This window comes from Methylobacterium sp. BE186 (genome assembly GCF_031457035.1).
Classification (GTDB): Bacteria; Pseudomonadota; Alphaproteobacteria; order Rhizobiales; family Beijerinckiaceae; genus Methylobacterium; species Methylobacterium segetis.
Map to the genome: position 1 here is coordinate 131,511 of NZ_JAVDVV010000007.1, position 12,375 is coordinate 143,885.

General features: G+C 72.5%; 13 protein-coding genes and 1 riboswitch. Of the genes, 5 read left to right on the forward strand and 8 right to left on the reverse strand.

Translation table 11 applies throughout. The features are described 5' to 3' along the window. Positions 1–2,181 carry a TonB-dependent siderophore receptor gene (locus J2X36_RS10170; protein ID WP_310349137.1) on the reverse strand — a complete coding sequence of 727 codons (2,181 nt, stop codon included), beginning with the start codon at positions 2,179–2,181 and terminating at the stop codon, positions 1–3. A gap of 314 nt (positions 2,182–2,495) precedes the next feature. Then, positions 2,496–2,690: riboswitch (cobalamin riboswitch) on the reverse strand. A 170-nt stretch (positions 2,691–2,860) separates the two neighbouring features. Here J2X36_RS10170 and J2X36_RS10175 point away from each other — a divergent pair. Together J2X36_RS10175 and J2X36_RS10180 are read left to right on the forward strand one after the other, a co-directional pair. Further along, positions 2,861–3,070 (forward strand): hypothetical protein, encoded by a 210-nt coding sequence (locus tag J2X36_RS10175; RefSeq protein ID WP_310349139.1) that lies wholly within the window; start codon positions 2,861–2,863, stop codon positions 3,068–3,070. Between the two features lie 267 nt (positions 3,071–3,337). Further along, complete coding sequence (locus tag J2X36_RS10180) at positions 3,338–4,024, forward strand: DUF2147 domain-containing protein (protein ID WP_310349141.1); 687 nt, start codon at positions 3,338–3,340, stop codon at positions 4,022–4,024. 54 nt (positions 4,025–4,078) lie between these two features. Here the strand turns inward: J2X36_RS10180 and J2X36_RS10185 are convergent, their stop codons facing one another. Both J2X36_RS10185 and J2X36_RS10190 read right to left on the reverse strand, forming a co-directional pair. Further along, entirely contained in the window at positions 4,079–5,302 is a 1,224-nt protein-coding gene (locus J2X36_RS10185) for a serine hydrolase domain-containing protein (RefSeq protein ID WP_310349143.1), read from the reverse strand. 65 nt (positions 5,303–5,367) lie between these two features. Further along, entirely contained in the window at positions 5,368–5,850 is a 483-nt protein-coding gene (locus J2X36_RS10190) for a DUF427 domain-containing protein (RefSeq protein ID WP_310349401.1), read from the reverse strand. 126 nt (positions 5,851–5,976) lie between these two features. Between J2X36_RS10190 and otsB the strand changes: the two genes are divergently transcribed. Together otsB and glk are read left to right on the forward strand one after the other, a co-directional pair. Next, a complete protein-coding gene (otsB, locus tag J2X36_RS10195) occupies positions 5,977–6,726 on the forward strand; it encodes a trehalose-phosphatase (protein ID WP_310349146.1) in 750 nt (249 codons plus the stop codon). An 85-nt stretch (positions 6,727–6,811) separates the two neighbouring features. Further along, entirely contained in the window at positions 6,812–7,813 is a 1,002-nt protein-coding gene (gene glk / locus J2X36_RS10200; protein ID WP_310349150.1) for a glucokinase, read from the forward strand. Positions 7,814–7,818: 5 nt separating this feature from the next. Here glk and J2X36_RS10205 read toward each other — a convergent pair whose 3' ends face one another. The 3 genes from J2X36_RS10205 to J2X36_RS10215 are packed head-to-tail and all read right to left on the reverse strand — an operon-like array spanning position 7,819 to position 9,902. Next, positions 7,819–8,160: a type II toxin-antitoxin system PemK/MazF family toxin gene (locus J2X36_RS10205; RefSeq protein WP_310349152.1), complete on the reverse strand. Its 342-nt coding sequence runs from the start codon at positions 8,158–8,160 to the stop codon at positions 7,819–7,821. Beyond that, entirely contained in the window at positions 8,145–8,375 is a 231-nt protein-coding gene (locus tag J2X36_RS10210; protein WP_245516757.1) for an antitoxin MazE family protein, read from the reverse strand. Before J2X36_RS10210 ends, J2X36_RS10205 begins: the two co-directional genes overlap by 16 nt. A gap of 48 nt (positions 8,376–8,423) precedes the next feature. After that, the gene (locus tag J2X36_RS10215; protein ID WP_310349156.1) at positions 8,424–9,902 is read right to left on the reverse strand and encodes an MFS transporter; all 1,479 of its coding nucleotides are present in this window, start codon (positions 9,900–9,902) and stop codon (positions 8,424–8,426) included. A gap of 115 nt (positions 9,903–10,017) precedes the next feature. Here J2X36_RS10215 and J2X36_RS10220 point away from each other — a divergent pair, with 115 nt between their 5' ends. Further along, positions 10,018–10,311 carry a hypothetical protein gene (locus J2X36_RS10220; RefSeq protein WP_245516662.1) on the forward strand — a complete coding sequence of 98 codons (294 nt, stop codon included), beginning with the start codon at positions 10,018–10,020 and terminating at the stop codon, positions 10,309–10,311. 6 nt (positions 10,312–10,317) lie between these two features. On the opposite strand, the gene J2X36_RS10225 is transcribed toward J2X36_RS10220, so the two are convergent. Together J2X36_RS10225 and J2X36_RS10230 are read right to left on the reverse strand one after the other, a co-directional pair. After that, positions 10,318–11,448: an ABC transporter permease gene (locus tag J2X36_RS10225; protein WP_310349160.1), complete on the reverse strand. Its 1,131-nt coding sequence runs from the start codon at positions 11,446–11,448 to the stop codon at positions 10,318–10,320. Then, on the reverse strand, positions 11,445–12,368 hold the full coding sequence (locus J2X36_RS10230; protein ID WP_310349162.1) for an ABC transporter permease subunit: 924 nt from the start codon (positions 12,366–12,368) through the stop codon (positions 11,445–11,447). The genes J2X36_RS10225 and J2X36_RS10230 overlap by 4 nt, the downstream gene beginning before the upstream one ends. Positions 12,369–12,375 lie beyond the last annotated feature (7 nt).

The window sequence follows — 12,375 nt, forward strand, 5'->3', positions numbered from 1 at the left end:
TCAGAAGCTCACCGCGTAGGCGACCTCGAAGGAGCGCGGGCGCCCGAGGAGCCAGTTGGTGCCGATGCCGTCGACCGCGTTGCCGCTCACCGCGTAGACCTTGTCGAACAGGTTGTAGACCCGCAGCGAGAGCCGCGAGGCCGGCGTGACCTGATGGTCGAGGCCGAGATTGACCAGCGCGTAATCCGGCCGCCGGGCGGTGTTGCCGAAATCGGAGACCGTATCGCCCACATATTGCACGCCGACCCGCGCCTCCCAGGACGGGGCGAAGGCGTAGTTGAGCCAGAAATTGGCGACGCGCTCGGGCACGTCGATCGGCTGGCGCCCGGCATAGGAGATGACGGCGCCGTTCACCGTCTGGCTGAACGCGTCGTACTGCGCGTGGAGGAGGGCGAGGTTCGCGTCGACCCGCCAGAGGGGCGTGATCTGGAGCGAGACGGCCGCCTCGAACCCTTGGGAGGATTGCTGGCCGACCTGCGTGCTCACGCCCGGCTGGCCCGGCACGGCCGAGATCAGGTTGTCCTTGACGATGCGGTAGCCCGCGAGCGTCCACTCGCCGAGCCCGCCCCAGAACAGGCCCTTGGCCCCGACCTCGACCTGCCGGCCCGTGGAGAGCTCGAAATTCGCGAGGCTCTGCGACAGGCTGATCAAGCTGCCGACCGGGTCGGTCGCCGTGGCGTATTGCGCGTAGAGGGCGGTGTCGGGGGTCGGGTTGTAGACGGCGCCGAAGCGGTAGCTGACAGAGCGGAAGTCCCGCTCGAAGGACGTGCCGGCGCGCAGGTCGTCCCGGTGCAGGCTCGGCGCGTCGTAGCGCACGCCCGCCAAGAGCGAGAGCCGATCCGACAGGATCAGCCGGTCCTCGGCGAAGACCGAGGCCTGGCTCGTGCGGGTCGCGTAGGCGGGCCGCGTGCCCGCGAGGTTGATGAACAGGCCCGGATCGTAGCCCGTCGGCGGCACGCTCGACTCGCCGCCATAGGGCGCGTTGTTCGTGTGGCGGAAGCGGATCGCGTTGACGTCGAAACCCGCCAGGAACTCGTTGCGGAAGCCGAAGACCTCGCCCCGGACGGCGGCGTCGAACCGGTTCCCGACCTGTTCCTGCTGGTGGTAGATCTCGATGTAGTCCGAGCGGTCGATCAGGCCTGTGCCCCGGTTGAAGGCATATTGCTCGACGTCCCGCCAGTGGCGCCGGCTCTGCAGCCGGTAGGCGGTGTTGCGGATCGTGACGTCGGCGCTCGGGCGCCACTCCGCCCGCGCCTGGGTCCAGTTGTCCTGCCAGAGGATCTTGGAATCCCGGATGTTGTAGTTGTTGAAGCGTAAGGATTCGAGGATACGGCCCTCGACGAGCGGCGTGCCCCAGTAGCGGGCCGGCTCCTGGAAGCCGTAATCGTGGCTGACGGTGAGGTCGAGATCGGGCGTCGCCCGCCACGTGAGCGCGCCGGAGACCGCGAGATTGCGGAGATCGCCGTCCGGCGTGATCCAGCCGCCCGCGCGGTTGCCGCTGACGTTCAGCCGGTAGGCCATCGACTCGCCGATCGGCCCGCCCGAATCGACGGCGAGCCGCGCCACCCCGTCCGTGCCGAGGCCCAGCCGCGCCTCGTTCAGGGGCACGAAGACCGGCTTCTTCGACACCACGTTGACGATGCCGCCGATGGCGCCGTCCCCGTAGAGCACCGAGGCCGGGCCGCGCAGCACCTCGATGCGCTCCACGTTCCAGGTGTCGAAGGGGAAGTTGACGGTGCCGGCGCCGACGAAGAGGCGGGTGCCGTCGTAGAGCTGCTGGATCGAGTTCGGGCCGGCGAAGCCCCGGGCCGTGAAGGCGCCGTTGCCGTTGCCGGGCGAGGCGATCGTGGTGATGCCGGTGGCGTTCTGGGTCACCGCCTCGACCACCGTATTCTGGCCGCGCAGGCGCGCCGTCTCGCCCGCGATCACGTCGAGGCTCGCGGGCGTCTCCAGCGGCGTCAGGCCCAGGCGGCTCGCCGAGCGGCTCGGCGCCCGCAGGGCGAGGCCGGCGGGCGCGCCGGAGCCCGCCACCGAGAGCGTGTCCAGGGTGACGGTCTCCTGCGCCTCGGCGCCCTCGGGGCAGCCGGCAAGACCGGCGGCGGCGAGGAGGAGCCGGCGCGCGAGGCGGGCGCGAGTCCGGCCGGGCGGCCGGGTGGTGAGGGAAAGGGGAGGGGACGGCATGGTCGTGTCGGGTCCGAGGGTCGAGGCACGACCGGATGCCGGGCCGCTCCCCGCCATTGATGCAATGTCATAACATTACAATCAATGCGCCGGCGGATCGGGAGGCGGGAGGCCCGGAGCCGGCGGCCGTGCAATGCGGCGGCCTGGATCTGGGCCGCCGGCTCGACGCCTTCGGCAGATGCGGACGGGGGCGGGGCAGACACGCGGGCGCGCTCGGTGTGGCACGTCACCGCGAACGAGGCCTCGGCCGCCGTCTCCGCACGGGATGGACGGCGCTTCGACACCCGTCAGGACACCCCGCCCGACGCGTTTCGCGTGTGACCACGGCTGACGGCAGGTCTCCTGGCTCACGGGTCGCCGCCCTCGCACCGTCTTCCCGGGCACGACCCAGTGACATGGTGGTGAAGGGCTCGCCGCTGACAGTTGCGGGGGCAGCCGCGGCCTCGGAGCAGGCTCCTCACCGCGTTCCCTTTTGATCCCCGAGGGGAACCGTCAGCACCCACGCTAGGCGCTGGCAAGCCCGCCCGTCAACGCCGGCCCCCGCCCGACCCACAGCGGGAGCGCCGATTCCGGAACCGGTGTGGCGCCCGCGCATTGACGCTACATTCGACTTGTTCTAATTAACAACTGCGAGGACGAGGCGGCTTCGAGCCCGTCCGACAAGGATCGGAGAGACATCATGGCCAGCACCCACGACGGCGCCTGCGAGAGCTGCCGCTTCTTCGACGACCACAAGCTGAACGGCGGCGTCTCCGCCTCGGACCAGGGCCTCTGCCGCTTCAACCCGCCGGTGAGCCAGCCCGCCCCGGAGTCGAAGGGCCTGTGGCCGGTGGTCGCCTCGAAGGATTGGTGCGGCCACTACACGCCGGAGATGACCGCGGCCGAGTGATCGGCCCGATCGGGAGCGAGGCCTGCCAGGAGCGAGGCCTGCCAGGAGGGAGACCTGCGGGAGGGCCGGTGCGCGAGCGCCGGCCCTCTCTCCGTTCGGGGCGGCCCGCCACCGCACGCCGGGCGCAGGCCCGCGCGTTTTCTCCCCCGGCGGGAGGGCCGCGGTCATGATCCGGACACCTTCGGGGAGGAATGGCGGGTCATCCAGACGAGGCCGTGCCGCCGGGACGTTCCATCCGGCGAGGGCAGGGGCCATGGGAGTGATCGGATGACGTTTCGACTGATCGGCGGCGGTGCCGGATCGTGGGCCGGCCGCGTTACCGCGCCGCTCGTCGCGCTCGGCGCCCTCTCCGGCCTCGCCCAGGCCGCCGCGCCGGCCGACCCGAGCGGCACCTGGCTGACGGAGGACGGGCGCGCCCGCATCCGCGTCGAGAAGTGCGGGCCCCAGGAGAAGAACGTCTGCGGCTACGTGGTCTGGCTGAAGACCCCGCTCAACGACAAGGGCCAGCCCCGCGTCGACTTCAAGAACCCGGACCCGAAGAAGCAGACCCGCCCGTCGCTCGGCCACCAGCTCATCATGGGCCTGAAGCCGAACGCGGATGCCCGCTACGAGGGCAAGATCTACAATTCCGAGGAAGGCAAGTTCTACGACGTGACGATCTGGACCGACCAGCCGACCGAGCTCTCGGTGCGCGGCTGCATGCTCGGCTTCCTGTGCGGATCGCAGACCTGGAACCGCGTCACCGACGTGCTGCCCGGCCAGCTCACGGGTGCGACGAACGCCCCCAACGGCCCCCGCGCCGACGCCGAGTGGGCGCCGAAGGCGCCGGCCGCCGCGGGCGCCGCAGGCCCCGGAACCACGGGCACCGCGACGGCGACCGCCGCCCCGAAGCCAGCCGCTCCGAAGCCGGCGGCCGAGAAGAAGGCCGCCCCGGCCGCCGCTCCGGCCGAGTAGGCCCGAGGCGGGTTGCCCCGCTCCCCGGAGGGGCGAGGGCGCCCGCCAAGCCTCTCAGCCCGCCAGCGCGGCGTAGGTCAGCACCCGCAATTCCCGGCGGATCGGCAGCGCCGAGGACGGGATGAGCTGGGTCAGGAGCACGACCGCGAGATCCTCCGCCGGGTCGATCCAGAAGGCCGTGCTCGCCACGCCTCCCCAGGCGACCTCGCCCGGGCTGCCGAGGATCTGCGCGCGGGCCGGGTCGAGCATCACCGAGAAGCCGAGCCCGAAGCCGATGCCGGTGTAGGAGGATTCGGCGAAGCGCGGGGTGCCCATGCTGGCGAGATCCCCGGGCAGGTGGTTCGTCAGCATCAGGTCGACCGTCTTGCGGCCGAGGAGCCGCACGCCGTCGAGCGCGCCGCGGTTCAGCACGAAGCGGCAGAAGCGCAGGTAGTCGGCCGCCGTCGAGACGAGGCCGCCCCCGCCGGACGCGATGGCGGGCGGGCGCGCGAAGGCGGTGTCGACCGCATCGTCGTAGAGCTTCAGGCTGCGGTCCCGGAACAGGGTGTAGTTCGCGGCGAGCCGGGGCAGCTTCTCGGGCGGCACGAAGAAGTCCGTGTCGGTCATGCCGAGCGGCGCGATCACCCGCTCGCGCAGGAAATCGGCGAAATCCTGCCCCGACACGACCGAGACGAGGTGGCCGAGCACATCGGTCGCCACGCTGTAGTTCCACTGCGCACCGGGCTGGGACAGGAGCGGGAGACCCGCCACCCGTCCCACCACCTCGGCGAGCGTCGCGTCCTTCAGGTGGAAGTCGACGCCGTTGCGCCGGTAGAGCTCGTCGACGAGCGTCGCCTCCATGAAGCCATAGGTGAGGCCGGAGGTGTGGGTGAGGAGATCGCGGATCGTGATCGGCCGGCGGGCCGGCTCGCTCTCGAACTTGATGCGGTTGCCACCCGTCAGCACCCGCATCTCGGAGAATTCCGGCAGGAAGCGCGCGACCGGATCGTCGAGCTGGAAGCGGCCCTCCTCGTAGAGCATCATCACCGCGACCGAGGTCAGCGGCTTCGTCATCGAGTAGATGCGGGTGATCGTGTCGAGGGCGAAGGGCCGCTCCCGCGCGAGATCCGCGAGGCCGTGCGCGCGGGCGAAGGCGGTCTGCCCGCCGCGCATCACGCTCACCGAGAGGCCGGCGAGCCTGCCCTCGGCGACGAGGCGCCGCATCCAGCCGTCGATCCGCTCCAGCCGCTCGGCGCTGAACCCCACCGAGGCCGGCTCGACCGTGTCCGTCTCCTGCATGCGCCGCTCCACTCGCCTGTTCCGGCCCGGCATGTAGCGGGAGCCGGGCTCCGCGCCAAACCCTCTCACCAGCCCATCGTCCCGGGGCCGCCCTTGAAGGGGCCGACGATGCCGGGCGTGATCCAGCCGCCGTAGAAGGCGCCGGGCTGCGGCTCGGCGCGCTGGTCGCCGACGGTGCAGGAATCCATCGGCCCGGCATAGAAGGCGACGTGGCCCGCGATCGAGCGGAAGGGTGGCGTCGGGTCCGGATAGGCCCAGGCGGCGCCGGGGCGACCCGCCACGTCGAAGAGGACGGCCCGGCCCTTCCACTCGCAGATCCCCGCCCGCCGGGGCGGTCCGAGGATGCCGGGGGCGACGTCCGCGAGGGGGAAGTAATAGGTCGGCGGGTGGCTCGTCTCCAGGACGCGCCAGCCGCGCCCCGTCTCCGCGATGGTGCGGGCATCGAGCACGACGCGCAGGCGCTGCGGCACCGGCTCCAGGCGCGGCGGCCGAGGATAGTCCCAGACGCTCTCCTCGTCGGGGCCGGCGGGCAGGGGCAGGGGGCGCATCGGCATCACGTCTCCGCGGGAACGCCACGGGAGGATAGACCGGCCCGCATCCCCGCACGCAATCGCGGCGTTTGCCCGGAACGCGCGGCGTGCTAGCGCAGGCCGCCCTCAGGACAGGAGCGCCCCGTGACGGCCGACCTCGCCCTCTTCCTCGACTTCGACGGCACCCTCGTCGAGATCGCGCCGCGGCCCGACGCGGTGCGGGTCGATCCCGGCCTCGTGCCCGCCCTGGAGCGGCTGCGGGAGCGGCTCGGGGGAGCGCTCGCCATCGTCACGGGCCGGCCGATCGGCGTGATCGACAATTTCCTGGCGCCAACCCGGTTCGACGTCGCCGGGCTGCACGGGGTCGAGCGGCGCGTGAACGACGCGGTGACGGGCGGGCGCCCGGAGGACCATCCGGACCTGCGCGCCCGGGTGCCGCGCCTGCAGGCGCTGGTGGCCGACCTCGATGCCGTGCTGATCGAGGACAAGGGCGCCTCGGTCGCGGTGCATTGGCGGCTGGCGAACCCGGAGGACGCCCGGCGGGCCGAGGCCGTGGTGAAGGCGATCGCGGCCGAGCTCGACGGCCCCTACCGGCTGCAGCTCGGCAAGGCGGTCGGCGAGATCGTCCCGGCCTCGGCCACGAAGGGCCACGCCATCCGCGCCCTGTTGGAGGCGCCGCCCTATGCCGGGCGCCGGGCCGTCTTCCTGGGCGACGACCGCACGGACGAACTCGCCTTCGCCTCCGTCAACGCGGATGGGGGCGTCAGCGTGCGGGTCGGCCCCGGCGAGACGGTGGCGCCCAAGCGGCTGGCCGATCCGGAAGCGGTCCGCGCCTTGCTCTACGCCTGGGCCGACGGCGCGCCGATGGACGTCTCGGGCCTGCCCGAGGCCTGAGAGGGCCTTCCGGATGGTGGGGCCGCGGGACTAAGCTTCCGCATCCGGAGGCTCGAGGCGGAGCGGAACAGGGGGCGACGCGCGCATGTTCGAATTTCCGGTCCTCGTCGGCGACATCGGCGGCACCAACGCGCGTTTCGCGCTGGTGGCGGAGAAGGGCGCCGCGCCCCGGGTTCTGTCCCACGAGGCGACGGCCGGACATCCCGACCCGTCGAGCGCGATCCGCGCGGCGCTCGGCAAGGGCGGCGAGGGGCCGGCTCCGCGCTCGGCCATCCTCGCCATCGCGGGCCGGGTCGACGGGCCCGAGGTACAGCTCACCAATGCCCATTGGGTGATCTCGGGCGAGCGGATCGGCCGGGATTTCGCCCTCTCCAGCGCCGTCGTCGTCAACGACTACGTGCCGGTCGCCGCGGGCGCGGCGGGTATCGCCCCCGACGACCTCACCGTGATCGGCCCGGCGCGGGAGGAGGCGAAGGGGGCCCGCCTCGTGCTCGGCCCCGGCACCGGCTTCGGCGCCGCGGCGCTCGTGCCCTACGCCGACCGCCTCGCCATCGTCTCGACGGAGGCCGGGCACACCGAATTCGGCCCGACCGATGCGTTCGAGGAGCAGGTCTGGCACGCGGTGGAGCGCGTCGAGGGGCGCGTCACGGTCGAGGCGCTGCTCTCCGGCCCCGGCCTCGCGCGGCTGCACGCGGCCGTCCACCACGTCCGCTCAGGCAGTCCGCGGGAGAAGCTCCACCCCGCCGCTATCACCCAGGCCGGGCTTTCGGCCGAGGACCCGCACGCGGCCGAGGCGCTCGCCCTGTTCGCGCGCCTGCTCGGCCGCGCCTGCGGGGATCTGGCGCTGACCTTCCTCGCCACGGGCGGCGTGTATATCGGCGGCGGCATCGCACCGCGCATCGTGCGGGTGCTGCAGGCGGGCGGGTTCCGGGAGGCGTTCGAGCGCAAGGCGCCGTTCGCGCAGATGATGGCCGAGATCCCGACGAGCGTGATCACGGTCCACGACCCGGCCCTGACCGGGCTCGCCGCGCTCGCGAGCGAGGGGGCGGCCTTCGTGTATCACGGGCAGGTCTGGCGGGCGGAGTAGACGGCTCAAGCCAGGCCGAGGTGGAGGGCGAGAGCGCGGTTCACGGCGACCATGACATGATCGTCGGCCCGCCCGATCCTTCCGCCGACGCGCTGCTGCGAGATCGTCGTGATCTTGTCGATGACCACTTGCGAGGTTTGCCGCAAGCCGTTCGACGGCGACGGTTCCATCGTCAGGCGAAGCAAGCCTGCGTCCGGGCGCAGCGTCGTCGTCAGCGGACAGATCGTTGCCGAGGGCAGCGCCGAGAAGAGGTCGGATTGGACGACGACGGCCGGGCGCGGCTTGCCGTACTCACCCGGGATCACGACGGTGATCAGGTCTCCCCGCCGGATCACGCCTCCGGCCACTGATAAGTGTCCTCGATGAAGCGGAGGGCTTCATCCCCGGCGGGGTCGGCGGCCGCGATGGCCTCGGCCTGGGCACGGCACGTCGCCGCGAAACCGGGTGCGCGGGTATCCGGCACCCAGATCTGGAGAGGCCGCAGACCAGCGGCGCGCATCCGCTCCCGGTAGGTGAGCATGCGCGAGGCTGCGGATCGTGGCTTCTCGTCACGCTGAGGCATGCCGACTCCTTCCGTAACATGTTACAGGAAGATGGCCCTGCAGTCCCCTCACGCCGCCGCGAGCGGCTTCGAGACGCTCTCCAGCGACTTGCCCTCGGCGGCGGTGGCGTAGATCCCGCCGACGACCGCCGCCACCGCCATCAGGGCGGCGCCGATCAGGTAGCCGACGAGGACCATCTCCCGCGAGCCCGTCTCGACCAGCGTGCCGAACAGGAGCGGGCCGGAGACGCCGCCGATGCCCGTGCCGATGGCGTAGAAGGCCGCGATGGCGAGCGCCCGGATCTCGAGGGGGAAGGTCTCGGCCACCGTCAGGTAGGCTGACGAGGCGGCGGCGGATGCGAAGAAGAACACCACCATCCAGACCGCCGTCTGCCCGACCGGCCCGAACACGCCGATCTGGAACAGGTAGCCGGCGCCCGCGAGCAGCAGGGCCGAGATACCGTAGGTGAAGGCGATCATCGGGCGGCGCCCCACCGTGTCGAACAGGCGCCCGAGCACGAGCGGCCCGAGGAAGGAGCCGAGCGCGAAGGGCAGGAGATACCAGCCGACATGGTCGCCCGGCACTCCGTAGAACCGCTCCAGCACCAGCGCGTAGGTGAAGAACAGGGCGTTGTAGAAGAAGGCCTGCGCGATCATCAGCGCGAGGCCCACGAAGGTCTGGCGCCGGCTCGTGTGGAACATCGCCCCGAACACCTCGGAGAGGGGCGTGTGGCTGCGCGTCCTGAGCCTGAGGCGCTTGCTCTCGTCGATCGGCGGCAGGGTGACGCCCTCGTCCGTGAAGCGCTTCTCGATGCCTGAGACGACGCGGTCGGCCTCGGCCGCGTAGCCGTGCGTCACGAGCCAGCGCGGGCTCTCGGGGATCCAGGTGCGCAGGAGCAGGATCACGAGGCCGATGCCGCCGCCGACGAAGAAGGCGATGCGCCAGCCCCAGGCCGGGTCGATCAGCCCCGGGCGCAGGGCCACGATCGACAGGAAGGAGCCGAGCGCCGCCCCGATCCAGAACGAGCCGTTGATGACGAGGTCGGTCCAGCCGCGGACGCGGGCGGGGACGAGTTCCTGGATCGTCGAGTTGATCGCCGTGTACTCGCCGCCGATGCCCGCCCCCGTGAGGAAGCGGAACAGGCAGAAGCTCCAGATATTCCAGGACAGTCCCGTCGCGGCGGTGGCGGCGAGGTAGAGGGCCAGCGTGATGAAGAACAGCTTCTTGCGCCCGATCCGGTCGGTGAGCCAGCCGAAGCCGACGGCGCCCGTTACGGCACCGACGAGGTAGGAGCTCGCGGCGAGCCCCACGTCGAACTCGGAGAAGGACATGGGCGGCTGGCGGAGCGCCCCGACGAGGGAGCCGGCCAGCGTCACCTCCAGCCCGTCGAGCACCCAGGTGATGCCGAGCGCCACGATGACGAGGACGTGGAAGCGGCCCCAGGGCAGCCGGTCGAGGCGCGCCGAGATGTCGGTGTCGATCACCGTGCCCATCGGCACGCGCTCGGGCGCCAGCGCGCCGGACTTGCCTTCCGCTCGGCTCGACATCGACCGTTTACCCTCCCTCAGGAACTCTGTTGGCGAACCTGTGCGAATCGCCTTCGCACGCCGGAGGCTTCACCGGTCCGCGGGTCATCTAGGGCGCTCGAACGGCTGCGCCCCCATGAACGCTCGCAAGACATCCGCCCTGCATCCCTGCTTCCGGCTCGCCCTGCTGACGACGACAACGCTCGTCGGCCTCGCCGCGGTGCCGACCCACGGCGCCGACGCGACGCTCGCGCGGCAGCGCGCGCCCGTGGCGCTGTCGGGCGCCGAGATCTGGGCCCTGCGCCCGACCGAGGTGAGCCTCGCCGTGGTGCCGGCGCCCCGCGCCGCCCGCGACCGCCCCGCGACGCACATCCCCGAGGAGAGGCGCCGCGTCCGCATGGTCTATCCCGCTCTCGTCGAGGCGCGCTGACGGCGCTCAGCCCGCCTGCCGCGGATCGAGGGCGTCGGCGAGGCCGTCGCCGAGGAGGTTCAGCGCGACGAGGGTCGCGACGAGGAAGCTCGCCGGGCCGGCGAGCATCCAGGGCGCCGACTCGATCGCGCGCGCGCCCTCCGCCACCAGCACGCCCCAGCTCGTGCCCGGCTCCTGCACGCCGAGGCCGAGGAAGGAGAGGAAGCTCTCGAGCAGGATCACCCGCGGCACCAGCAGCGTCGCCGCCACCACGATCGCGCCGAGCGCATTCGGCAGGATGTGCCGGCGCAGCGTCGCCAGGGCCGAGAGCCCGAGGGCCTCGGCCGCACGCACGAAATCGCGGCGGCGCAGGCGGAGGGTCTCGGCGCGCACGATGCGGGCCATGTCGAGCCACTCGACGGCGCCGACGGCGAGCAGGATCAGCGCCAGGCTCGCCCGGAAGAACACGACGAGCACCATCACGAAGAACACGAAGGGCAGGGCGTAGAGGATGTCGACGAGGCGCATCATCACGGCGTCCGTCGCCCCGCCCACGAACCCGGAGACCGCCCCGTAGGCGACGCCGACGAGGAGGGCGACGAGGGTCGCGGTGAGCCCGATCAGCAGGGAGACGCGGCCCGCCACGAGGCTGCGCGTGAGGAGGTCGCGCCCGTGCACGTCGGTGCCGAGGAGGAAGTGCAGGCGCCGCACGGGCACCTCGGCCACGAGCCGGCGGCCCTCCGCCTCGCGCGCGACGATCCGCGGCTCGCCGAACAGGTCCGAGCGGGGCAGGTAGGCGAGCGAGCGCGGGTCGATCGCCCGGTCGGCGGTGAGGGTGAGGTGCAGGGTGTCGCCCTGCCGCTCGGCCTCCGCCACGCGCGCCCGCATCCGGTAGGCGAGGCGGTCGAGGGCCGCTTGCAGGCGCTCCGGCCCCGGCTCGGCCGCGAGGCCGGGCGGCAGCTGGCGCAGGTCCGGGTAGCTCCGCTCCGGCGCGTGCCCGGTGAGGAAGGGGCCGAGCAGGCAGGCGAGCGCGATCAGGCCGAGGAGCGCCAGGGCGGCGAGCGCGACGCGGTTCCGCGCCAGCCGGCGCAGGGCGAGGCGCCCGGGAGCGAGCCGCCGGGGCGCCCGGGCGGGAGCGAGCGCCGGCGCCGCGCTCACCGCCCGAGCCTCAGGCGCGGATCGAGGATCGCCGAGACGAGATCGGCCGCGAGGTTGAACAGGATCACGAGCACGGCGACGAGGACGACGGTGCCCATCACCAGCGTGTAGTCGCGGTTGAGCGCCCCATCGACGAAGTAGCGGCCGATGCCGGGCAGGCCGAAGATCGTCTCGACCACCACGGACCCGGTGAGCAGTGCCGCCGCCAGGGGGCCGAGGATGGCGACGACGGGCAGCAGCGCGCCGCGCAGCGCCTGGGCGAGCACCCGGACCGGGCCGAGGCCCATGGCCCGCGCGGTGCGGACATGCGGTGCGGCGAGGCTCTCGGCGAGCGAGGTGCGCGTCAGGCGCGCGATCACGCCGACCTGCGGGAGCGCGAGGGTGATCACGGGCAGGACGAGATGGGCCGGGGCGCCGCCCTCCCAGCCGCCTAGGGGGAGCCAGCGGAGGCCGAGGCCGAACACGATCTGCAGCAGGGGCGCGACGACGAAGCTCGGCAGGGACAGGCTCGCGGCGGCCAGCAGCCCGACGAGGCGGTCGGCCGTCCCGCCCCGGCTGAGGGCCGCGAGGCTGCCGAGGCCGATCCCCGCCCCGAGCGCCAGGAGCAGGGCGAGGCTGCCGAGCGTCATCGAGACGGGCAGCCCGCGGGCGAAGAGGTCGGCGACGCCGAGGTCCCGGAAGGAGAAGGAGGGGCCGAGATCGCCCTGCGCCAGCGCCGCGAGGTAGCGCAGGTACTGGACGGGCAGGGGCTGATGGAGGCCGTAGACGCGCCGCAGGTTCTCCATGGCGGCCGGCGGCAGCGGCCGCTCCAGGTCGAACGGGCCGCCGGGCGCGAGCCGCATCAGGAAGAAGCTCAGCGTGACGACGAGGAACAGCGTCGGCACGGCCTGGAGCAGGCGGCGCAATCCGTAGGCGATCATGTGGACA

What these genes read in the sequence shown, in the direction of transcription:
- J2X36_RS10170 (WP_310349137.1), bottom strand. Translation starts at nt 2,181, where the DNA reads ATGCCGTCCCCTCCCCTTTCCCTCACCACCCGGCCGCCCGGCCGGACT.
- J2X36_RS10175 (WP_310349139.1), top strand. Translation starts at nt 2,861, where the DNA reads ATGGCCAGCACCCACGACGGCGCCTGCGAGAGCTGCCGCTTCTTCGAC.
- J2X36_RS10180 (WP_310349141.1), top strand. Translation starts at nt 3,338, where the DNA reads ATGACGTTTCGACTGATCGGCGGCGGTGCCGGATCGTGGGCCGGCCGC.
- J2X36_RS10185 (WP_310349143.1), bottom strand. Translation starts at nt 5,302, where the DNA reads ATGCAGGAGACGGACACGGTCGAGCCGGCCTCGGTGGGGTTCAGCGCC.
- J2X36_RS10190 (WP_310349401.1), bottom strand. Translation starts at nt 5,850, where the DNA reads ATGCGCCCCCTGCCCCTGCCCGCCGGCCCCGACGAGGAGAGCGTCTGG.
- glk (WP_310349150.1), top strand. Translation starts at nt 6,812, where the DNA reads ATGTTCGAATTTCCGGTCCTCGTCGGCGACATCGGCGGCACCAACGCG.
- J2X36_RS10210 (WP_245516757.1), bottom strand. Translation starts at nt 8,375, where the DNA reads ATGCCTCAGCGTGACGAGAAGCCACGATCCGCAGCCTCGCGCATGCTC.
- J2X36_RS10215 (WP_310349156.1), bottom strand. Translation starts at nt 9,902, where the DNA reads ATGTCGAGCCGAGCGGAAGGCAAGTCCGGCGCGCTGGCGCCCGAGCGC.
- J2X36_RS10220 (WP_245516662.1), top strand. Translation starts at nt 10,018, where the DNA reads ATGAACGCTCGCAAGACATCCGCCCTGCATCCCTGCTTCCGGCTCGCC.
- J2X36_RS10230 (WP_310349162.1), bottom strand. Translation starts at nt 12,368, where the DNA reads ATGATCGCCTACGGATTGCGCCGCCTGCTCCAGGCCGTGCCGACGCTG.